The 21,588-nt window shown below is 42.0% G+C and carries 20 protein-coding genes; 5 read left to right on the forward strand and 15 right to left on the reverse strand.

Annotated elements, in window-relative coordinates; all coding sequences use genetic code 11:
- Positions 1–102 precede the first annotated feature (102 nt).
- A complete protein-coding gene (locus RMY31_RS25635) occupies positions 103–1,587 on the forward strand; it encodes a hypothetical protein (protein ID WP_322666262.1) in 1,485 nt (494 codons plus the stop codon).
- Positions 1,588–2,018: 431 nt separating this feature from the next.
- Here RMY31_RS25635 and petJ read toward each other — a convergent pair whose 3' ends face one another.
- The 7 genes from petJ to RMY31_RS25670 form a co-directional block, all read right to left on the reverse strand.
- The gene (petJ, locus tag RMY31_RS25640) at positions 2,019–2,366 is read right to left on the reverse strand and encodes a cytochrome c6 PetJ (RefSeq protein ID WP_322666260.1); all 348 of its coding nucleotides are present in this window, start codon (positions 2,364–2,366) and stop codon (positions 2,019–2,021) included.
- Between the two features lie 375 nt (positions 2,367–2,741).
- Positions 2,742–3,161, reverse strand: a complete 420-nt coding sequence (gene petE, locus RMY31_RS25645) for a plastocyanin (protein ID WP_322666258.1) — start codon at positions 3,159–3,161, stop codon at positions 2,742–2,744.
- A gap of 243 nt (positions 3,162–3,404) precedes the next feature.
- Positions 3,405–4,049: a photosystem II cytochrome PsbV2 gene (gene psbV2, locus RMY31_RS25650; RefSeq protein ID WP_322666256.1), complete on the reverse strand. Its 645-nt coding sequence runs from the start codon at positions 4,047–4,049 to the stop codon at positions 3,405–3,407.
- 37 nt (positions 4,050–4,086) lie between these two features.
- Entirely contained in the window at positions 4,087–4,578 is a 492-nt protein-coding gene (gene psbV / locus RMY31_RS25655) for a photosystem II cytochrome c-550 (RefSeq protein ID WP_322666254.1), read from the reverse strand.
- A 102-nt stretch (positions 4,579–4,680) separates the two neighbouring features.
- Positions 4,681–4,896, reverse strand: coding sequence for a hypothetical protein (locus RMY31_RS25660; RefSeq protein WP_322666252.1), 216 nt, complete (start codon positions 4,894–4,896; stop codon positions 4,681–4,683).
- A 227-nt stretch (positions 4,897–5,123) separates the two neighbouring features.
- Entirely contained in the window at positions 5,124–5,960 is an 837-nt protein-coding gene (locus RMY31_RS25665; protein WP_322666250.1) for a carbohydrate ABC transporter permease, read from the reverse strand.
- Complete coding sequence (locus RMY31_RS25670; protein ID WP_409878423.1) at positions 5,957–6,856, reverse strand: carbohydrate ABC transporter permease; 900 nt, start codon at positions 6,854–6,856, stop codon at positions 5,957–5,959. The genes RMY31_RS25665 and RMY31_RS25670 overlap by 4 nt, the downstream gene beginning before the upstream one ends.
- Before the next feature lie 212 nt (positions 6,857–7,068).
- Here RMY31_RS25670 and RMY31_RS25675 point away from each other — a divergent pair, with 212 nt between their 5' ends.
- Together RMY31_RS25675 and RMY31_RS25680 are read left to right on the forward strand one after the other, a co-directional pair.
- Positions 7,069–9,504: an ATP-binding protein gene (locus tag RMY31_RS25675; protein ID WP_322666247.1), complete on the forward strand. Its 2,436-nt coding sequence runs from the start codon at positions 7,069–7,071 to the stop codon at positions 9,502–9,504.
- 89 nt (positions 9,505–9,593) lie between these two features.
- On the forward strand, positions 9,594–10,514 hold the full coding sequence (locus tag RMY31_RS25680) for an alpha/beta hydrolase (protein ID WP_322666246.1): 921 nt from the start codon (positions 9,594–9,596) through the stop codon (positions 10,512–10,514).
- 33 nt (positions 10,515–10,547) lie between these two features.
- On the opposite strand, the gene RMY31_RS25685 is transcribed toward RMY31_RS25680, so the two are convergent.
- Positions 10,548–11,726, reverse strand: a complete 1,179-nt coding sequence (locus tag RMY31_RS25685) for an ABC transporter substrate-binding protein (protein WP_322666281.1) — start codon at positions 11,724–11,726, stop codon at positions 10,548–10,550.
- Positions 11,727–12,073: 347 nt separating this feature from the next.
- Here RMY31_RS25685 and RMY31_RS25690 point away from each other — a divergent pair, with 347 nt between their 5' ends.
- Complete coding sequence (locus RMY31_RS25690; protein WP_322666244.1) at positions 12,074–13,561, forward strand: MFS transporter; 1,488 nt, start codon at positions 12,074–12,076, stop codon at positions 13,559–13,561.
- Between the two features lie 80 nt (positions 13,562–13,641).
- On the opposite strand, the gene RMY31_RS25695 is transcribed toward RMY31_RS25690, so the two are convergent.
- The 3 genes from RMY31_RS25695 to accD all read right to left on the reverse strand — a co-directional run bounded on the left by RMY31_RS25695 (position 13,642) and on the right by accD (position 15,757).
- The gene (locus RMY31_RS25695; RefSeq protein WP_409878408.1) at positions 13,642–14,220 is read right to left on the reverse strand and encodes a Uma2 family endonuclease; all 579 of its coding nucleotides are present in this window, start codon (positions 14,218–14,220) and stop codon (positions 13,642–13,644) included.
- Positions 14,221–14,483: 263 nt separating this feature from the next.
- A complete protein-coding gene (locus tag RMY31_RS25700; protein ID WP_322663705.1) occupies positions 14,484–14,771 on the reverse strand; it encodes a hypothetical protein in 288 nt (95 codons plus the stop codon).
- A 35-nt stretch (positions 14,772–14,806) separates the two neighbouring features.
- Complete coding sequence (gene accD, locus RMY31_RS25705; protein ID WP_322663703.1) at positions 14,807–15,757, reverse strand: acetyl-CoA carboxylase, carboxyltransferase subunit beta; 951 nt, start codon at positions 15,755–15,757, stop codon at positions 14,807–14,809.
- Positions 15,758–16,119: 362 nt separating this feature from the next.
- Between accD and RMY31_RS25710 the strand changes: the two genes are divergently transcribed.
- Positions 16,120–16,338 (forward strand): hypothetical protein, encoded by a 219-nt coding sequence (locus tag RMY31_RS25710; protein ID WP_409878411.1) that lies wholly within the window; start codon positions 16,120–16,122, stop codon positions 16,336–16,338.
- 264 nt (positions 16,339–16,602) lie between these two features.
- Here RMY31_RS25710 and RMY31_RS25715 read toward each other — a convergent pair whose 3' ends face one another.
- From RMY31_RS25715 to RMY31_RS25730, 4 genes are all read right to left on the reverse strand, one after another.
- Positions 16,603–17,421 carry an A24 family peptidase gene (locus RMY31_RS25715; protein WP_322663701.1) on the reverse strand — a complete coding sequence of 273 codons (819 nt, stop codon included), beginning with the start codon at positions 17,419–17,421 and terminating at the stop codon, positions 16,603–16,605.
- A gap of 279 nt (positions 17,422–17,700) precedes the next feature.
- Positions 17,701–17,973 (reverse strand): hypothetical protein, encoded by a 273-nt coding sequence (locus RMY31_RS25720; RefSeq protein ID WP_322663699.1) that lies wholly within the window; start codon positions 17,971–17,973, stop codon positions 17,701–17,703.
- Positions 17,974–18,063: 90 nt separating this feature from the next.
- A complete protein-coding gene (gene leuB / locus RMY31_RS25725) occupies positions 18,064–19,152 on the reverse strand; it encodes a 3-isopropylmalate dehydrogenase (RefSeq protein ID WP_322663697.1) in 1,089 nt (362 codons plus the stop codon).
- A 175-nt stretch (positions 19,153–19,327) separates the two neighbouring features.
- Positions 19,328–21,217: a transketolase gene (locus RMY31_RS25730; protein WP_322663696.1), complete on the reverse strand. Its 1,890-nt coding sequence runs from the start codon at positions 21,215–21,217 to the stop codon at positions 19,328–19,330.
- Positions 21,218–21,588 lie beyond the last annotated feature (371 nt).

Raw genomic sequence — 21,588 nt, forward strand, 5'->3', positions numbered from 1 at the left:
TGCCAGCACAGGAAGTTATTATTTTTAAGAGGGCGCAACTATTGCAACAAAGATAAATTCCCTTGTGTTAACTGCAATTGAGCCGAGTGAACGATAACAGCTATGTCTTACGTCTCCTTGTTAAAAAATATACCAGAAGTCTTAAGCCAGCCAACTGGGATAGCAGCTATAGCATCTCTTGGTATCCACGGTGCTATTGCGTTGATTGTGCCATTGATGCCTGTAGATTCTAGCAAACCTAAAGAATCAGCATCAGCAAAATCGGTAGGAATTTTGGAATTAAGCCAAGCTGACCAAAACCGTCTGCCGCAAACTCCAGTTAGCAACCAAGTTGCTCTGCAACCGCAACTACCGCAACAACTACAACTACCTCAACAGCTGCAACTACCGCAACAATCTCAACTACCTCTACAACAGCCAGTTCCTCCTAATCTGGATGCCCAATCAATTGTATTGCCTCCGTCACCACCTGCGTATACGCAACTGATCCCGCCACCAATTGCCACAACACCTAATAACTATCGTATTTATTCCTCATCCAAAGGACAGTCTTTGCAGCGAGTTCCCAAAGATGATTTCGGATTTGATACGTCTGGTTTCAATGCTGCGAATAAAAAATTCACTGCGCCAATTCCTAATTTTAGTCAAAAGGAAATAGCATTAGGAGAATCCAAACCCCTGCCTGTAGATTCATTGCCGAAGGTATCTCCGGCTACAATACCCAATGATTTGCTGAATGCCCAGTCTCCCAGCCCTTCTGTTACTCCACCGATGACAACGGCAAGCAGTAACATTACTCCACAAACAGCGCAATCCGGGAATGGTGCATCCAAAGTTGCTCAAAACCAGCCACAAGTAGCCCCTATTGGACAAATTCCCAAGGCTGGAGATAACTTGATCCTGGCAAGTGAAAATATTAATAGGCAGTCTGGAATTACATCTAGGATACCTAATTCGCCTACTAAAGGAACAGAACAGGCGATCGTCGCACAGGTAACCTCTTACGAAAACCTGAGAAAAGCAGTCCAGCGAGAGTACCCCAACTCGCAAGAAAAAGCAGTTATCCGTGACACAATCTCTACAAATAAACCAGGTATTGAAGGTACGGTCTTGGGTTATTTAGTAGTAGATCCCGAAGGTAAAGTCTTAGATATCAAGTTTCAGGACAAGTCAGTTACCCCTGACTTACAACTAAAGGCGAGAGAATATTTCAATACCAAGGCTCCCAAGGGAGATAAGCAGACTAACCGTTATCCATTTAGCCTGCGTTTCCAAAACTATGGTAATAACTCTGCTGGAACTACTCAAGAGCAAACGCCAGCTGTAGTGATTCCTAAACCGTTGTCTACGCCAGTTACTGGAAATCAGCCAACGCCAGCACCAGCAGCTAGTGTTAAACCATTACCAACACTGCGAATTAGAAACGAGCAGCCAGTACCTGCGCCGACAAGCAATGCTAAACCACTGTCTACACCAACAGCTAATAGCACTCAGCTGTCGCCCTCTGTGGAATCTAGTCAAAAACTAATACGAAAGTTGAACGAAGTGAGGCAACAAAGACAAGACTCTACTAATCCAGAAAAATAAAAGCCGTTTTGAGGTTTCCCTAAGAGCTGCCGTCCCGCCACCAACATAAAAGTATAGTGAGGGATTTCGGTACTTGTGACGCTCGTTCGCTCTTAGCGTCTCCCCTTGGGAGAGAACTCGCTAACGCTGCACTAATGCTCTTAGCGTCGCCCTTTGGACGAGTACTCGCTAATGCCCTAGGCATCGATTCTTGGGCGAAGACTCTAGTTAAAACTATAGCGATTCTCAGTCGAGTGCAATATGCATTTTATTTAGGAGTCAGAAGCCAGGAATCCAGGAGTTAGGATAATTATATATTCTGGCTCCTGACTCTTGGGTCTTGTAAGTTGGCAATATTTCATTCATCTGAGAATTGCTATACAAGCTTAAGTTTTGAATGATGCCCAGATTTTGAATGTTTAAATCCAAAATTTAAAATTCGGTTACCGAAATTACCAGCCTTGTTCCGCTTTTTGGAAAACGTAAGCAGCTACCTCCAAAATTTCCTGAGCGCTCAACTTGCTTTTGAAGGCAGGCATAGCATTTTTGCCGTTCTGTACTTGGTGAATAATTGCCTGAATCGCGTCTCGATTGTAGTTTTCCAAGTACTTTAACAATGCTTCCTTTTTCAAGGTTTTCTGAGAAATGAGGATGTTACCACCACCTATATGGCAAGCAGCACAGTTATCGTTAAAAATTTTGGCAGCGTTGGGTGCTTCGGCAGCTAGTACTGGATGAATAGATGTAAGTCTGAATAGAGCGATCGCCAGCAATAATATTTTTAATAAAATTATTCTCAAGATATTCTCCTCGCCAGAAGCCTCCAGCAACTAAAAAACCATCTCCAGCAACCTATTCTAGGGTTCATACAAAGAAGCCTCAGAATAGTTATATCTAAAGTTGCCAGTTGCTATTTGTACTCTACTCCATAAGGTTTTATTTTCTAGAGAGTATAAACGCTATTCATTCCTGATGTAGTAAAATTTGAACAAAAATTAGCGGTGACGAGCTAATAACCTCCATCGCCTGTGGCGTTGAGCATTTTCGGCGGAAATAGGACTCGTCACCGCCATTTATCTGTCTAATTTATAGGACACTCTAGGAATGTGGCATGTTGGTTTTTACCAATTTTGCTAAGGAAGTGGGAAAATTATCTTGTCTCAACAGCGCTGATTCTAGCCTTCGACAGTGATTTTACCAGCCATACCAGCACCACGGTGGGGTTCGCAATAGAAGGTGTATTCACCAGCAGGTGCGTCTGCGGGGAAAGTGGTTTTTAGCTTTTGACCAGGACTCATTAACAAACTCTTATGAGACAGAGATTTTGCTAAATCAGCGCTTTTAGCTGGGTTTTTGGCAGCGTCAAACACAACATTATGGGGAGGAACTTTGTTATTCACCCATTCAATTGTGTCGCCTGGTTTAATTGTCAACTTTGCTGGTTCAAATGCCAGTTGTCCTTTATCACTACCCAGTTTCACTTGGTATGTTTCAGCCATAGCGCTGGGAGTAAAAACAGCGAAGCTGCTAACAACTAAAAGGATTGTTAACATAGCTAGACTAAACCGTTTCCAACTTGCCGCAATTAATTTCATGACTCTCTCCTAACAATAGTTTTTATTTTCCTTATTTCATTTTAAATAAAATCAACCGCTAAATATGACAATCTGTCGTAGATAGAATTTTTTTTTACAATGGGGAAAAATCCATAGCAAAAAGTTGTACAAATAGCAATAACTACTAGATTTGGATTACACCAAAAAGTTTCAGGGAAAAAAGAAGGTAAACAGTCAAAATCAGAAATTTTTATTTTTTCTTTAGAAATACTCCCTTGCTTTTCAAAAACTTTCTGTACCCCAACCTGGAGATTTTTGTGCTGCTGTGAGAACGAAAGCAGCTAAACTTTCTATTTGCTGTTGCGATAGTAGACTTGGAGGTAACTGACGGCACCAATAGGTTTCTTGACTACCATCGTAGGTCATAGGTTGGCGCATGAAGGTAACTAAAGCATTAATGCGATCGCGTGGAGGATTAGCTTCTTGAAGCTTTAGAAGCGACAGAGATACTTGTGGATCTGGCAACGTTGCACCGCCCACATGACAATTAATGCAGTTATTTTCAAAAAGTTGCTTGCCTATAGACAATTCTTGCGGTGAAAACAAACGCATGTTACCTTGTTCATCCATTTCCAGAGCTATTGGCTCTGTAACATGTAAGTATCTAGCTATGTAAAAATCAATCTTGTTAGCAGCTTGGGCTGGCAAGGTGCTGCTGTAATAGACCACAAAAACAACGATTAAAATCAGTAAACGGGTAAATAACCGACACAGCATCAGAAGCTTGTGAGTGTATTGTGAGCGAATACGTATTAGTAACTGAGGTATGGGAAATTCAGGGTTCTCCCTTTGGGGATTAGGAGTAATGGGGGTCGGGGACTGAGTACTGGGGAAGAGTTTTCCCAATAACCGATACCCAATCGCCAATACCCAATCCCCAATGATTCAGCACTAAGTTGGGTATTTAGTAATAAATTTTACCGCCTCCCCATTGTTGACCAACAACTTTTGGTTGCAGGAGAATATGACCGGCGATCGCTTTCAAGTCCTCGTCGGTCAGATTTCGCATTTCTGTGAAAATATCTGCGCTCTTGGTGCTGGGATGAATTTCTGAAATCTCTTCTTCTCCGTCATAGGTAGTGGGATTTTTCATGTAGTCCACCAAGCCTTCAAGGTTGTTACGGTTGGGTGTTGCCAGTGCCAGCGCTTCTGGTTCAAGTCCCACGTTTTGGTTTGTCTTAGTAACGCCCCCAACATGACATTGGGCACAAGCGTATTGAAATAAACGTTTGCCTTCTTTAACTTCTTTTAGGCTGAGTACAACGGTATCACCATCATCATTTAATGGCACTGTTCTGGTAGCTTTGTCCAGTTCCACCGCTGTCGCACTACCGACAATCATCTGAAACGTCAGCAAAATAGTAGCTACAACAACGCCAATTAGTCTTCTAAACATGTTTCCCCTTAAAGATTTTGACGCTCAACACAGCTAAAAAAGCGATGCTCAATCTCCCGTGTCGCTAGTCGTTAGCGATTAGCTAAAGCCTAAAATAGCCCTTTAGGTGACATCGGTATCACCCACCGAGTCGCTAGTACCTTTTGGGTGTATTTCAGACAATATTTGCGAAATAATTGCCTTTGCATCCTCTAACGCCAAACGGGTCTTTTGGTGTTTATAGGCAATTCCCAGTTGGTTGCACAGAGAAAACACTTTTTCTACAGGAAGACTGTAGTCTGCTGCTATCTCTGCGATCGATAGGTCTGCAAAACCCATAATGTTTTGTTAACTGACAGATAGAGATTGAGTCGCTGTAATACCAATATCATGTTAAGAGCGCAATTTGTCGCCCAAAATACGGTTTGGGATCGGGGGAGGGAGTGAAGAGTAGAGGAGTAGAGGGAGACGCGGGGACGCGGGGACGTGGGGACAAGGAAGACAAGGAAGATAATTCTTCACTTCTGCCTCCTGCCTCCTGCCTTCTAACAACTGACAACTGACTACTAACCTTTCCCCCCTGTAAATGTGGCGCTTTGAATGAAGTAGCGGTTGAAAAAGGCATAAATTCCTAAAGCTGGCAGGGTGAATATCATGGAAGCTGCCATAATGTAATTCCAATAGCTGATATATTGCCCTTTGAAGGTGTTCAGCCCTAGAGGTAGGGTAAACATTTCTGGTTCAAACAGAATAACTACAGGTAGCAAGAAATTATTCCAACTTCCCATGAACACGAAAACAGCTTGTGCTGCCAGTGCTGGTGTTGCTAGCGGCAAAACAATATGACGGAAAATCTCAAAGGTATTTAAGCCATCAAGTTGAGCAGCTTCCTCTAGTTCCCTAGGGAAATTGACGAAAAACTGCCGCATCATGAAGATGAAAGTAGCATTGACCATACTAGGGACAATCATGCCCTGGTAAGAATTCAGCCAGCCGATCGCTTTCAAAATCAAAAATGTGGGAATAAGTGTGATTTGTGCTGGGACTGCTAGCACTGCCAAAATCAAGAAGAACCAGAAGCGTTTGCCCACAAAGCGCAGTCTCGCCAAGGCGTAACCAGCCATTGAGTTGAACGCCAAGTTTAACAACGTCACACTGACAGCAATTACTATACTATTGAGCAGCCAGCGCCAAAACAGGGGTTCTTGCAGAAAGATTTGCTTGTAATTATCCAGGGTAAAATTCTTGGGTAAAAAGTTGGGTTCGCCGTTAACAATCTCTGATAGCGGCTTAAATGATGCCGATAGTGCCCACAAGAAAGGAATTAGGGTGATGAGGGCATATACAGTCAGTAAGACGTATAACAGTATTTTGAGCCAGGAAAAGCGAGAAATGTTAATCAAGTCCTTTCCCCTCCAAAAAATCGCTGCTGAATCAAAGTGATGGTTATGATTACCGCTGCCAGCAAAAAGGCGATCGCTGCGGCATAACCCATCTGTAAATTGCGAAATACAGCCTGATAAATAAGTAGCACCACCGTCAGAGTAGCGTTATTGGGGCCGCCAGTACCACCAGAGAAGATATAAGACTGATCGAACAATTGAAACGTACCAATTACCCCGATTGCCACCACAAAGAAAGTTACAGGTTTGAGTATGGGAATAGTAATGTAGATAAACTTTTGCCATTCATTTGCCCCATCAAGTTCTGCCGCCTCGTAAAGTTTTTGGGGAATATCCTGCAACGCCGCTAGGTAAATTACCATGTAAAATGGCGCAGTTGACCAAATATTCATAATCATGATGCCTTTGAGGGCAACTGCTGGATCGCCTAACCAGTTATAGGTAGGCAGTCCCACAAAAGCGAGAAAATCGTTTAATAGCCCATCAGTGTTATAAATCCACATGAAAATGAGTGTCAGCACTGCCGAAGAAGTAACTGTCGGCAAAAAGTAAAGGATTCGCCACCAGTTTTTGCCACGAATGCCAGCATTCAAGGTTACAGCCAGAATTAAAGCCAGTACAGTTTGAGTTGGAACTACAATTGCTACATATTCTGCTGTGTTTTTCAAAGCAATCCAAACGCGATCGTCCTTAACTAATTGCGTGAAATTGCGAAAGCCAATGAACTCGTACTCAATACCGCCCAAAAGTTTAACTTTTTGTAGGGAAAGAAAAATGGCATAGAGAATGGGCAACACCACAAAAGTTCCCACAACCAGAATGGTGGGAGTCATGAATAAGTATCCAGCCAGATTTTCTGTGATATTCCAACTGCGGTTTCTGCGCCGCCTGTTCATTTCAAACACAACTGAACCTCCGCTTACATCCCGCACAACTCGGATGTAGCGTTGAGTCGTGCACGATCATTTATCGTACCCTAGAAGGAAAATATTGAATCTCATCGGGAAAGCGATCGCTTGTGTAAGTTAGCTGCATGTGTGACTTAGGGAACTATATATTTGGTTTCCTTGGGATACTAATTGACTCGACTAAAGCGATAGGATACAAAATGTCATATACAACCTACTTACGTTCAATCAAAAACGAACTTCAAAGAACTGGTAAAACCAAAAGAAGCCTACGAGTCAAAACTATCATGGAACAGTTTGGCTACCAGCGTAGAAGTCAATCTTTTATAGATGATTTTAATACTGCTCTTGAACAAGTGGGGCTTTGTGCAGATCCAGTATTTGATTTATATATTCCCTTAGATACTAAGATAGCTATTTCTATTAAAGGAGTAAATCAAGTAGCTGAATCGGAATTAATTGCAGCAAAACCACGAGAGACTATTTCAGTTAAACATGATTTTTTCTACTACTTGTTTGATTTTGGTTCTGACCAAGAATATGAAAGATTTCAAGCATGTTTAGACTCTAACCAGCCAATAGGTATTTTTCTAATTCCCCAAGTAGAAGACTTCTTTTCTGATATTGCTGTCAAAATCTTCAATTATGAGTTAATTAGAAAATCTCAGTATGGAGGCAGTAACACTATACCCAAAGCCTCCAACCGAAAACTTGCAACACATCTTGTCTCAGACCGAGACTGTGAAGATGAAAAAGAAAATTCTATCTCCGATGCTAGTATTTTTCAGTTTTATCGCTCAACTATGACTAGCATTATACTTGGTAACACTGGTTTAGAATTGCTGGATTCTGAAAAATTTGATGAGCAGTTTGAACAGATATCTTTACATGCTAATAAATATAGTAATGAACAAGTTTTTATTTTATTTCATTGCCCATCAGTCACAGAAATTCAAGCTCATCAACAAGAAGATACTTTAGGATATTTGGTAGATAGAATTGCGAGTAAAATTCCTTTCACTTTTACTCTCAGGTGTAAATATCCAAATGAAGCTGCTGTTGACCATAAAGAAGAAATATATGCCCATTTTCGCCTCCTACTGGAACTTCCATCTTATGACATTGAAGAGGATGATGCATCTTTGCAGAATTACTTTCTAGAATTACAAAAAGCTCAAATACAGACTGAATCACAGTTATTGTTGAGAATGAAACCTGAACATTTTGAGATTTTGAAGTGGCAACAAGAAAGCAAAGAATATATTTATCTCAAGTATTTTGCTATCAAAACTTTGGAAAGCTTAGGTTATGAGTTATCTAATATAAGCTGTGAAGTGGAGCTGAGTTCTAGAGATGAGGAAACAATAGATGAAGATACGTCAGATGATGAAGAATATCAAAGTGAAATTATAGAAGTATATGTAAAAAATCAGGTAGTTGTTGAGATAGAAACTCTCCAATATCAAGAATTTCAGGATAATAATCTGTTTTTAGATACAATTAAAAGAATTCTCAGAAAATCAAAGGTCTGGCCTAATAAACTAGAGAATGTTTGGTTGGTAATTCCTGGCTTTGAAATAGCACGCAACTATTACCAACTTAAAAAAGCTAAGGAAATATTAGAATATAAGCTTTCTAGATATTATGGCGATCGCTTTCAAATTTTAGTCATGGCTCCTGATTATGAAAAACATCAACTAGTTCCAGTATCTTTTGACTCTATTGACTACCCATCTTTTGAATATACGGCTAAACAACCTAGTTTAGTACAAGCACATCCCATTAGTAACCGTATCAGAGAAGTTAAGCTTAACTTTAACCAAGTTAAAGGTCTAAATGAAGAGAAAGAAAAATTAAGCAAACTCCTAAAGCTACAATCTAAGGGATATAAAGGCTATATTGGGGGAATTCTCTTTTATGGTTTGCCTGGATGCGGTAAAACTTTCCTGGCAAATGCCTTCGCTAATGAGTCTGGGAGATATTTTTTTAAGTTTTCTCCTGCTGATATTGTTAGTGTTTGGATAGGCCAAAGTCAAAAAAATATTCGAGATATTTTTGCTCAAGCTAAGAAAAAAGCTCCTTCACTTTTATTTATCGATGAGTTAGACAGTATTGGCTTTAATCGTAATGAAGACAACGCACATACGGATCAAAAAGCAACCATTAACCAATTACTGATAGAACTGAATAATCTCCAAAATAGTGATGTAATTGTAATTGCTGCAACTAACTATCTAAGTGGTATTGATAGTGCTTTAAAACGTTCTGGCAGATTAGATTGGAAGATTCCTATCTTTCCACCAGACCAAGCAGAAAGAATAGATTTGTTCAAACACTACTTGTCACAGATTGAGATTAATCAGCTAGTTAACTTTGAAATTCTCGCAGAAAAAAGCGCAAGATTTACATCATCAGATATTGAGTTGATTTGTCGGGAAGTCAGAAATGCCATCATTCTAGAAGAGATAAGTTCATCTTTGACAACTTCAGATGTCATCACCTACATTAATAATCTGCAAGATGGTGGCTTAAGTCTCAATCAAGAGCAAGTCAAGGAATTTTTGGATGAATGTAAGCAATTGAGTGTAAAAAATCCCAAGTTGGAAACTCTTAAATTAGAATGGGGATTAGATTAGCAATAGCTTAATAAAAATGGCGATCGCTTATTTTATTAGCGTTAACAATCTGCTATGAACGTTAATTTAACGCCCTAGTAATTATAGCTGTGACCAACAATTTGAAGCGAAATTTTTATCTTCGCAAACTGCTGCTAATAAGTATAGGAATACTGGCGATCGCCTACATTTCGACTTGTGTATTTTTATTTTTTCGCCAGCGTTATATTATCTTTCGCCCGACTCCACAAATTTTAACGCTACCGAGTTCGGCTGACTTTCTTCTTCCCTACAAAGATGTGCGTTTACCTATTGCTAGTAGCGAATATATACATGGCTGGTGGATTCCAGCACCATCTCCTCAAGAGAAAATTTCTGTTATCCCAAATGAGCCTATAAGAATTATAAAATCGCCTAAAACCTTTTTGTATTTTTGCGGTGCTGCTGGTAACAAAGGTTATTACAATCATGTAGCCAGACTTAAGGGAATGCGGCAATTAGGGTTTTCTGTATTAGTAATCGACTACCGAGGTTTTGGCAGTAGCAAAGGGGGATATCCAAGTGAATCTCAGCTTTATCAAGATAGCCAAATAGCCTGGAATTTTTTAGTAAAAGTACGACAAATTCCTCCCAAGCAAATTATTATTTACGGAGAGTCTCTTGGAGGAGCAGTTGCTATAGATTTGGCAATAAAACATCCAGAAGCCAGCGGATTAATTGTGCAAAGCTCATTTACATCAATGGCTGAGGAAGTCAAACATAGAAATTGGTTATGGATGTTTCCCGTCGATTTGCTGCTGACACAAAAATTTGATTCTATCTCTAAAGTTCGCTCTTTACGTATTCCTGTTCTGTTTATTCATGGAACTGCTGACAGCGTTGTGCCATCTTATATGAGTCAGCAATTGTACAATGCTGCTCCTGAACCTAAACAAATTTTGTTGATTCCAGGAGCAGAACATTTCCGTATTTATCAGCCTGGAAGTAACTCATACTTGCAAGCAATTCAAAAGTTTATAGATAAGATATAGCTTTTGCAATGTCTGTCAGCATTGCTGCTTTAATCACTCCATAGTTTTAATTTGCCGATTAGCCGCATTCTGCGATCGCACCATCGCCTGTTTTAATGGTTGTTGCCCCAGCAAAGCGCTAATAAATTGGTTATCAAAGTTGTTGACAATTGCCCCCGGATACTTACCAACCTGCCACGGTGTAGCGTAATCAACTCCAGCTACCAATGGCGACCTGAGAGGGTCTTGGTCATAACCTAATTTCTGGGCTACCGATTTACGTGTTGGCAATGCAAAGCCTGTTCCCGTCCATTTTTGCATCCCTTGTTTACCTGTAAGATAGGAAATTAATTCCCAGGCTTGGGCTTTGTGCTGTGCCTGTTTGTTCATCACGTAGGCTACGGTATACACCATCGTACCTTTTTTACCATTAATGGTGGGTACTTCGGCTGTAGCAAACTCTAGTTGAGGGAAAGTTTCAGTTAAGTAAGGAATTGCCCAGTTGCCTTCAATTACCATTGCCACCTTACTCTGACCAAACATTTCATTACCAGAATTTGTCCCAACATCAGATTTTAGGGCAGAGGAGCGGTCTTTTCGATACTGGTCTACCACTAACTGCAATCCCTGCAAACCTGCCTCACTAGCAAAGGTCGCGTAACCATTTTGGTCAACGACTTGCCCATTAAAGGCTTTAATTTTGTATGCCTGACGTGCCAACTCTGGGGTAACTCCGAAACCGTATCTGTTAAGTTTACCTGTCAACTGCTTGGAGTAGGAGCGCAATTCATCCCAAGTCTTTGGGGGATTACTCAAGCCAGCAGCGGCGAAGGCTTTTTTGTTATAAAACAAAACGAGGGTAGAATAATCTTTGGGAAGACCATAAATTTGGTTCTGGTATTTGAAGCTGTTAAGTAAAGTCTCCTCAAAATCTGCTAAATCAAATTCGGGGGTGATATAACTATTTAGCGGTTCCAGGACATTCTGGCTCATCAAAAAAGGAGCCTCTAGGGCATCTAAATAGAAAACATCAGGTGCTGCTTCCCCAACCAAGCGGGTTTTGAGTACATCCATGTATTGGTCAGAAATCACCTCATATTTGACTTTGATAGTTGGATGTTCTGCTTCAAAGTCTTGCAATACTTGTTTTAATAGTTTTTGCTCAACAGGATTGCCTCCCCATCCACTGAGTTTGATAGTAACTGCCGTGGGACTTGACAATTTACTTGACATTTGTAGACTGTGAACAGTAATCAAAGCGATCGCGATCGCTATTATCAGTCCCCAAAATTTCAACCAGCTTTTTTTGCTCACAACTAGATAAAAGTCTCTTTAATTTCACTTATATCTTCTGCAACTGCGGGCTGATATTTTAGTCTTCTGAATTTTTGTTAAGAAATGCAAGATAAAATAACAAAAAGTTATCACCAAAGCTTATGAAGACATACTAAGTATTTCAACCAATAGTTTTTAGCTAAGTACTTTTTAATTCAATTGTAGTTTGCGAAAAAGTTAAGGATTGTCAGTGGTTCTGCTCCCCTGACCCCTCTGCTCCTCCGCCCCCTCCGCCCCCCGCATTTATGGATTCTGCTCAAATTGAAACAGCTTCACCTCTGACTCTGGAAATTCCCCAGATTGTCTTACCACCAAAAGCACTTCCCACTTCAAGACCCAGTACCCGAATTTCCAAGCAGGCGATTCGCACTAGTTTAAAAGCTTCTACAGGGGATGCTGTTTTCTCAGCGATTTTCTCCCTGATTACAGGTGGGATTTTGCTGAGTAATTTCCTAGTAGAGTTAGATGCCAGTCCAATAGTGTTTGGAATGCTGTCTTCTATACCCATGCTGGTGAATCTGATTCAACCCTTAGGTGCCTATTTATCGGAACGCACCACCAGCCGCTTTCAGTATGCCCTGCGGACATATGGAATTTCTCGACTACTCTGGCTGTTTTTAGTTATAGGCATCGTCATTTTCTATTGGGGAGGAATTAATTCACACCAGTTGATGGTGTTGACACTCTTGATTGTTCTAGCCACTCATCTTTTGGGAGGACTAGGAAACGCATCGTGGTTAAGTTGGATAGCAATGATAGTACCTCGGCGATTGCGAGGTAGATATTTTGGGCTACGCAATAGCGCCGCCAGTCTAACTAATTTGCTGTGTCTGCCTTTAGCAGGTCTAGCTGTATCACATTGGCCTGGTGGAGCTTTACAAGGTTATGGAGTAGTTTTGCTGGTCGGTATTGTGTTTGGAATTGTAGGGTTGTGGTGTCAGTATTTTCAAGTTGATGTGAATCCACAATTGCAAAACACTGTTGTCGAGTACCCTCAAAATAGTGAAAGTTTCATACCTCAAAAAGATGAATTGGGTGATGAATCACTCTCCATAGCAAATATTAGCTCTCCACAAAACAATTTTGCTAGCAGTATTTGGAAAAACTCTAATTTTTTGAGGTTTCTGCTCTATTTCGGGTTATGGATGCTTGCTGTTAATATTAGCGCTCCTTTTTTTAACCTCTATATGCTAGACACGCTGCATTTAGATGTAAGTTTAGTAACCCTTTACACTAGTATCCAGGCGGGGGCAAATTTGCTTATGCTGATTTTATGGGGCAAGTTAGCAGATAAGATAGGCAACCGTCCAATTCTGATCGCAGTCGGAATTTTAGTTGCTGTTTCACCACTGCTTTGGCTGGGAACTAGTAATCATCACCTTGACATTTGGCTATGGTTGCCGCTGCTACATATCTTAGCTGGAGTGACTTGGGCGGCAATTGACTTGTGTAACAACAATTTGCAAATAGGGATTACACCAATTAAAAATCAGGCTATTTATTTTGCGATCGCAGCTGCTGTCTCTGGTGCTAGTGGTGCTTTAGGTACAACCATCGGCAGCTTCATCGCCCAATTTATTGGCTATGGTGGCTTACTAGGATTGTTTACCGTTTCTAGTTTGTTTCGACTAGTAGCCCTTGTGCCACTCATCTTTGTGAAAGAGCAACCAACACAATCTTTAACTCAGATGATACAAGTTTGGTTAGGTCGTAAAAAGATAGCTCAAAGTTAGGCATTAAGGCGATTGATTTATCTTGGCTCAAGCTCTAGTAATATTAAAAATGTTGACTGCTAACTGTTAACAGTTAACTATCAATACAATATTCGTTGCATATTAAGTACAAAACCAGGTAAAACACTTTCCCCAGAAAGAGTTTGAGGTAATTTTAAAACTTCTGTATTCTGTCCTGGACGGTAAATTTCTACTTCCTGTTTTTTTCTGTTTATCAACCAACCCAAACGACACCCATTTTCGATATACTCTTGCATCTTATTCTGAGTTTTTTTCAAGCTGTCATTAGGTGAAAGTATCTCAATGACAAAATCAGGACATAGAGGAATAAATTTTTCTTTTTGTTCTTTAGTCAAAGCATCCCAACGAGATTTTTCCACCCAAGAAACATCTGGAGAACGGTCAGCTCCATTAGGTAAAGTAAATCCAGTTGATGAATCAAAAACTTCGCCCAATTGATTTTGGTCGTTCCAGAACCATATTTGAGCGTTAATAGTAGAATTACTTTTTCCTGTTTCTCCTCCCGTAGGTGGCATTAGAATTAACTCTCCTTGAGCATTGCGTTCTAATTTTAAATCGGGATTTTCTTCACACAATCGATAAAATTGCTCTCTTGTGAGTTGAATTACAGAATTGAGGTTTAATGTAAGTGCTGTCATAGGAGTATTTCCCGTTTTTGTTCGCTGACTGGGCTACAAACCTATATCCATTTTGTTCTACACCACAATAAATAGCAGTTCATCGCGTTGCTTGTGCCTGCCTACCGACTTGGCGGTGATTAATCGCTTGACCTCATCGGGTTTGAGATGTTCGGGCGATTGGTAATTTAGACTTTTTATCGAAAGTCTCTTACTCCACGGGGACGCGCTGCAATCTTAAGCCAAATCGACTACTATCCAAGTTGAGTACATTATTGTACTATCTAGTAGTACATAAAGGTGATTTCTATGGCTAGGAAAAAAAACTCAAGCGATCGTGTTGGCTTCAACAAAGATTTCCAAAAAGTCATATACACAAGTCTACCACCACGCCCTGTTAAGCTGATCCCAGAGCCGCCAGCACCCTTACCAAATCCGTAGCGGTAATCTCTCGGTGATTTTGTACTCAATCGTGTAAGGCTCGTTGTGACAACTTCTCGACTTCCGGCTTCAACTTCAGCTAATTGCTGGAGTGGCGTAATACACAATAAAAGAAAGTAAAATAAGGGCACGATAATACCGTGCCCTTACTGAATTCATAACTTTGTTATTCACTAACTCTGGAACTTAAAGTCATTGTCTCCCACAATACCATAGGGGGTGTGGTTGGTATGGGCTGGTGCAAAGCAATCAGCTGCGCTAGGGTGTTTTTTAACTGGGTACGGGGTACGATGTCATCGACAAAGCCATGCTTGAGCAAATCTTCTGCCGTTTGAAAATCGTCTGGCAGTTTTTCCCGCAAGGTTTGCTCGATTACCCGCCGTCCTGCAAAACCGATCGTGGCTTTTGGTTCTGCCAGAATGATATCGCCCAACATGGCGAAGCTAGCGGTGACACCACCAGTAGTCGGATTGGTGAGAACGGGAATATACAATAGTCTGGCGTTGCGATGGCGTTCTAGGGCTGCGGAAATCTTTGCCATCTGCATCAAGGAGAGCATTCCTTCTTGCATTCTTGCTCCACCTGAAGTACAGACGATAACTACAGGATATCGTCGCTGAGTCGCTTGCTCAATCAAGCGTGTGATTTTTTCTCCCACAACTGAACCCATACTACCACCCATGAAGCGGAAGTCCATCACGCCAAGGGCAACAGATAAGCCATTAAGTTGACCCAAACCAGTTTTAACTGCATCTACTAAACCAAGTTTTTCTTCAGTTTCCCGCAAGCGATCGCTATATGATTTGCGATCGCGAAATTGCAGCGGATCTGTTGGCCGCAAATGCTCATCTATCGGTCTCCAGGTATTGGGATCTATCAATTGGCGGATGCGTTCATCGCTGTCCACCCGATTGTGATGACCACATTCAGCGCAAACCATCTGATTTGCTCTCAGGTCTTTCGTATATGTCAATACCCCACACTGTGAACATTTATGCCATAGTCCATCAGCAATTTCACGTTCTTGACGTTCTGGACTGGTAGATCCTGGTTTACGCCGATTTGCAAACCAATCAAATAGAGACTTTAAACCGCGTGATTCTTCGTTGTTCGCCATTTTTATTTTATTCAAGTGGTTATGAGGTCGAAAACAAGTCAAGTCGCTACGGGGCATTTATGCTAACAAATCCTAAGTCCAGAGTAAATAATTGTAACTCTTGACCTTAGCTTTCAAAGTCTCCAGATTTGCTCTTATACAGACGCAAATAACACCCCTTTTTGGCTCTTGAACGCCAGATGCATCAGTCGGGCATTGCCCACCTATTGTACTGGCTCCTCTTGACTACATCGTCAAATTACGCTTATAAGCAATTTAGACCTTATTTTGCATCTTTGGTTGCCAGCTTAACGAAATTACTTATGCCAACACAAGTCCTTTGTTTGTCTAATCTTGTAAATGAACTCTAAAAGGATAGGGTCTTGGGCTTTGCTCAAGTAGAGGAGACAGTGCGTTCTAGGGGTTCCCACGGCAGTCCGCTCAAGTCGAGCAACTGCCTTGCGGAGGGTACTGCGTTGGGCGGCTTTGCCGACTTGAAGCAAGTGTCCGTTGGGGTTCCCCCCCCCGTTGTGGCAAGTGGCGTGAGAAACCCGCCCACGTGGCTGCCTCCCCGTTGTCGCAACTGCCGTCAAGTTGCGTGAGCTTGTACTGTTTTTTTATCCTTCATCCTTAAAATTTCATACTTTTTTTACAATTAGTTGCTTACCAAAAGCTACTCTTCATTGAGAGGGTAATACAAGTCACAGGTTGATATTACCAAGCTCTGAAGAATCAGTGGCGTAATGCCAGCTACAGTCAAGGATAATGAAGCTTTCTAATGATGAACTGATGAAATAACAAAGATGAAAAATCCCAAACATCAAATTTAATTATTAATTTTTAATTTAGTTTTTATCTCTCAATCTTCAACTAGTTGGAAAAAATAACCGCAGATAGGCAGACAAAATTGCTTCGCCGCCAAACACAGTAATTATTGCTCCTAAAGCCAAAAAAGGACCAAAAGGTATTTTTTGACCCCATTTTCGCTGCGACATTACAATTGCCCCGATTCCTACCAATGCTCCTGCCGTACAGGCAACAAAACCAGCTAGGAGCAAATATTTCCAACCCAACCAAGCTCCCATCATGGCTGCTAATTTGGCATCACCTGCACCCATTGCGTCTTTATAAAATACTTTACTAACAATGGCGATCGCTTCAAATAGCCATAAGCCTAATACTGCCCCCACTATCCCCATCATCAGGTGACGTACTAATCCCACCCAGCTAGCTTCTGAAAAAAAACCAACTGTCATTTGAAAAACTATCCCTAGTACCAAACCCGACTGAGTAAGTGCATTGGGTAGGATCATGGTATCTAAGTCAATGAGCGATAGTGCTAATAACCAGCTACAAAAAGCCCAGTATCCTAGCGTAGCAATTGAAACTTTAAATAGCAAAAAAATGAGTACAAAAATGATACCTGTCACCGCTTCTACTACAGGATAACGGACAGCAATCTTACTTTTGCAGTATCGACATCGCCCTCGTAACCATACCCATCCCAGCACTGGGACATTATCGTAAGCCTTGAGCTGATTTAAGCAATGGGGACAGCGGGAAGGCGGCCAAAGAATCGACAACCTGGCTGGTAGCCGATAAACTACAACATTGATAAAACTACCAATAGATGCACCCAAGGCGAAAACAATGATACTCGCCGGGATGACTATCAAAATGTCCATATAGTCATTTGTCAATTGTGAGCCAGTGCGGTCTTGGGGATTTCCCTCATGAGCAACTGGCGTTAGCGCAGCGTTAGCGAGGAACGAGCGTCACCCGGAGGGTTCTGTGTCATTTGTCGTCGATATTTCGTCCTTTGTCGAGAGTTACAAGAAGGCAGGAGGCAGAAGGCAGGAGGTTAAGAATATAAACCTTAATGTTATTTCTGACTGCATACTTTTTTGCCATGCCGCACTAGTAATTAACCCTTGACTAATGACTTAATGACTAATGACCATTGACTAATACATACACGATTCAATTTGACTTAATGGCACAAAACATTCTTGTGGCAAGAGAACTGGTTGGTTAGTAAAAATCACTTTACCTCGATGAGTAACGCGATTAATTGCTACTCCTGAAGGCTGCCCAACTATTTCAGGATGAACCTCACAGTGGGTATAGTAAATCTGCCCCGCCGCTCTAATCACGGCAGGATCGACCAAAGGAGGTTGTTTCCTGGAGGCAGTACTTGAGGCAGTATAGTTTGTTTGTTCTTGTCGTAATGCGTACACTATCGACCGCTTATATGATTGCTAGATTTCTCTCTAGTTTATCTGAAACTTTCAGCAAAGGCTGCCAAATTGCCTAGGTAAGACAAGAAATTATTTTTCTGCAAGAGCCTGAATGAGTGCATTGCCCATAGCGCGGCATCCTAGCAGATTTTTGCCTTCAGACATGATATCGCCTGTGCGATCGCCTTGTTCTAAAACTTGGAGTACGGCTTGCTCAATGCGGTCTGCTGCCTTTGGCTGGTCTAAACCGTAGCGTAACATCATTGCCGCACTCAAAACTTGGGCTAAGGGATTTGCTTTATCAAGTCCGGCAATATCTGGTGCAGAACCGTGGACGGGTTCAAATACGCCAGGGCCAGAAGCTCCTAAACTAGCAGAGGGTAACATACCAATGCTACCAGTGAGCATGGCAGCAGCATCAGAGAGAATATCGCCAAACAAATTGCCTGTCACGATAGTATCGAACTGCTTAGGAGCGCGTACCAGTTGCATAGCAGCGTTATCAACATACAGATGAGATAGTTCCACATCTGGATATTCTTGGGAGAGTTTGGTGATGCGATCGCGCCATAACTGAGATACTTCTAACACATTCGCTTTATCCACCGAACAGAGTTTGCCTTGACGTTTCCGCGCTGCCTCAAATGCTACTCTGCCAATGCGTTCAATTTCTGATTCTGTGTAAACCATTGTATTGACACCGCGTTTTTCACCAGTGTCAGTGGCAAAAATTCCTTTGGGTTTGCCGAAGTAAATTCCACCCGTCAGTTCGCGCACCACCATAATATCTACGCCTTCCACGACTTCGCGTTTTAAAGTCGAGGCATCAATTAGCTGGGGCAAAATTTGGGCTGGGCGCAAATTGGCAAATAATTGTAACCCCGCACGCAGTCCCAACAAACCCGCTTCCGGGCGTAAATTGGATGGCAAGGAGTCCCATTTATAGCCGCCAATGGCTGCGAGTAATACAGCATCACTATTGCGGCATGTATCTAGAGTGGCGGATGGTAGGGGTTCGCCAGTAGCGTCAATTGCCGCACCGCCAATCAAAGCTTCTTGGAATTCAAACTGAATATCAAATTGTTTCCCTACGACTTTCAACACGTCTACCGCTACTGCCATAATTTCGGGTCCAATGCCATCGCCGGGGAGTAGGGTAATGCGGTAGTTCTGGGTCATAGCTGGTATTCACTAGGTAAATGCTTGCAGATTAAATATCATACCCAGCAAAATGTACTTATGGAGTTTTCAATTTATTTTAGATGTTTGTTGCCTGAATTGTCCTTTCGATAACCAGACACAGGAACGTATGCCATCTTTCAGCTTTATTTACATTTCCCCTCTGCCCCTTTGCTCATACTCCTATTGGCTGTCGAACTTGCGATTTTACCGCTTCCACAATGGCATCTGCGTCTATTTTGGCAGCATGAAGTAGTTCTTCTGGTGTGCCGGAACCTAGCATATCACTAACTGCTAGCCTAATTAGTCGCAGTTGCGGCCCATCATAGATAGGAGTACTGCTAGTACCAGCAAAGGTATCAAGCACCGCTGCGCCTAATCCACCTTCCAGCCAGTGGTCTTCGACAACTACTAAATTACCCTTTGTATTGCGTGCAGCTTGATGCAGCGTCTGTACATCAATGGGTTTAACAGAGTATGCATCTATAACGCGTATCATGATGCCTTCATTTTTTAAGCGGTCATAAGCTTTCAGGGCTTCATGCAGAGTAATACCTGCACCAATTACAGTAGCTTGGTCTTGGTCAGAACTTTGGACTATTTTACTGCCACCAATGGGAAACTCTTCATCAGAGCTATAGATGACTGGAGTGTTTTCTCTTGTGGTGCGGAGATAGACTACTCCATCGCGATCGCTCATTTGGGCTACTATTTTTGCAGTCTGATTGGCATCGCTAGGATAAAGTACTGTACTATTCCACACTGCCCGAAAGGCTGCTAAATCCTCCAATCCCATCTGCGAAGGGCCATCCTGACCTATCGAGACTCCAGCATGAGAACCCACTAATTTAATGTCGGCGCGAGAGACAGCAGCCATTCGCACAAAGTCATAGGCACGAGTCAAGAAAGCAGCAAAAGTGGAAGCAAAAGGTTTGTATTTTCGTACTTGTAAACCTACGGCAGCTGCTACCATTTGCTGTTCAGCAATATACATCTCAAAGTAACGCTCGGGATAAGCTTCGGCAAAATCTTCGGCATAAGTGGAATTACTGACTTCGGCATCGAGAACAACTACATCTGGTTGAGCGGCTCCTAAGGCTAGTAGGCCATCACCATATGCTCGACGTGTTGCAACTTTTGCACCTTTGTCATAAATGGGAAGTTGTAGTGGTTGAGCTTTACCTGTAGAGACAGGTTGACCTTGTTCTTCAGGTTTGTTGACCTGAATTTTGATCTGGCGTTCACCACCTAATTCTGCGATCGCCTGTTTCTCTTGTTCGGCTTTCAGTGCTTTGCCATGCCAACCACCTAAATCTTCTAAAGCAGCTACACCTTTACCCTTCTTTGTCCGCGCAATAATTACAGTGGGGCGATCGTTGATGGTTAAAGCCGCGCTAAATGCTTGCTCGATTTCTGTCAAATTATGTCCATCAATTTCAATCGCTTGCCAGCCAAAGGCTCTGGCTCGTGCGGCATAGGCTTGTGTGTTCCAACCTAGTTCTGTTTGACCCCGCTGTCCCAATCTATTCACATCGATAATGGCAATCAAATTATCTAAGGTATAGTGTGAGGCGCGATCGAAAGCCTCCCAAATCGATCCTTCAGATGTTTCACTATCACCTAGGAGCGTCCACACATGGTAGGGGAGTTGATCTAGATATTTACCTGCCAGAGCCACTCCTACAGCTATTGGCAATCCTTGTCCTAAGGAGCCTGTTGCTACATCAACCCAAGGTAAAACTGGTGTAGGATGACCCTCTAGCCGACTGCCTAATTTTCGTAGTGATAGCAAATCCTCATCAGAGATGACCCCCGCAGATTTGTACATAGCATAAAGCAGTGGTGCAGCGTGTCCTTTAGAGAGGATGAAGCGATCGTTATTAGGATTATCCGGATGGTCAAAGTCGTAGCGGAGATATTTCGAAAGTAAAACAGCCATCAGATCGGCTGGGGACATCGACGAAGTAGGATGACCCGAACCCGCAACGGTTGTAGCGCGAATGCTATCAACACGCAACTGTTGTGCTAGTTCATGCCATTGGTGTAGTTGCTCCTGTGTGGTCATGATAGTTTTCCTGTATGAAAATCAAGGGCATCGATAAATTCTCAGTAAATCCATTGTCTAATCACTCTTTTTCGGCTAAGCCTTGCTGTTTTCCCAAAAGACATTGCCAATATGCTTAATGTAAAAGACAGGATTCTCTCTTTCGACTTTTTATTTTTAATTTTTGGCTTTAGTTATGAGTCGTAACTTCTCAAACCAAAAATAGTCATGAATCTAATACCAATTCTGTATGAAGATGCGCCTAATTATCTTAGGACTTAGCAAAAAAATCAAAAACAAACCGCGTTCGTGTCAGCGTCTCGCAGAGAAGACACACACTGCAAAGCAGAAGCCGCAGGCTAGAACGCGAAGAAATGAGAGATTAAGAGAGT

The organism is Dendronalium sp. ChiSLP03b (genome assembly GCF_034531165.2).
GTDB classification, from domain to species: Bacteria; Cyanobacteriota; Cyanobacteriia; order Cyanobacteriales; family Nostocaceae; genus Dendronalium; species Dendronalium minutum.

Excerpts from the sequence above, each read along its gene's own strand:
- RMY31_RS25635 (WP_322666262.1), top strand. The coding sequence starts at position 103 with ATGTCTTACGTCTCCTTGTTAAAAAATATACCAGAAGTCTTAAGCCAG.
- petE (WP_322666258.1), bottom strand. The coding sequence starts at position 3,161 with ATGAAATTAATTGCGGCAAGTTGGAAACGGTTTAGTCTAGCTATGTTA.
- psbV (WP_322666254.1), bottom strand. The coding sequence starts at position 4,578 with ATGTTTAGAAGACTAATTGGCGTTGTTGTAGCTACTATTTTGCTGACG.
- RMY31_RS25660 (WP_322666252.1), bottom strand. The coding sequence starts at position 4,896 with ATGGGTTTTGCAGACCTATCGATCGCAGAGATAGCAGCAGACTACAGT.
- RMY31_RS25670 (WP_409878423.1), bottom strand. The coding sequence starts at position 6,856 with ATGAACAGGCGGCGCAGAAACCGCAGTTGGAATATCACAGAAAATCTG.
- RMY31_RS25675 (WP_322666247.1), top strand. The coding sequence starts at position 7,069 with ATGTCATATACAACCTACTTACGTTCAATCAAAAACGAACTTCAAAGA.
- RMY31_RS25685 (WP_322666281.1), bottom strand. The coding sequence starts at position 11,726 with ATGTCAAGTAAATTGTCAAGTCCCACGGCAGTTACTATCAAACTCAGT.
- RMY31_RS25690 (WP_322666244.1), top strand. The coding sequence starts at position 12,074 with ATGGATTCTGCTCAAATTGAAACAGCTTCACCTCTGACTCTGGAAATT.
- RMY31_RS25695 (WP_409878408.1), bottom strand. The coding sequence starts at position 14,220 with ATGACAGCACTTACATTAAACCTCAATTCTGTAATTCAACTCACAAGA.
- accD (WP_322663703.1), bottom strand. The coding sequence starts at position 15,757 with ATGGCGAACAACGAAGAATCACGCGGTTTAAAGTCTCTATTTGATTGG.
- RMY31_RS25715 (WP_322663701.1), bottom strand. The coding sequence starts at position 17,421 with ATGGACATTTTGATAGTCATCCCGGCGAGTATCATTGTTTTCGCCTTG.
- leuB (WP_322663697.1), bottom strand. The coding sequence starts at position 19,152 with ATGACCCAGAACTACCGCATTACCCTACTCCCCGGCGATGGCATTGGA.
- RMY31_RS25730 (WP_322663696.1), bottom strand. The coding sequence starts at position 21,217 with ATGACCACACAGGAGCAACTACACCAATGGCATGAACTAGCACAACAG.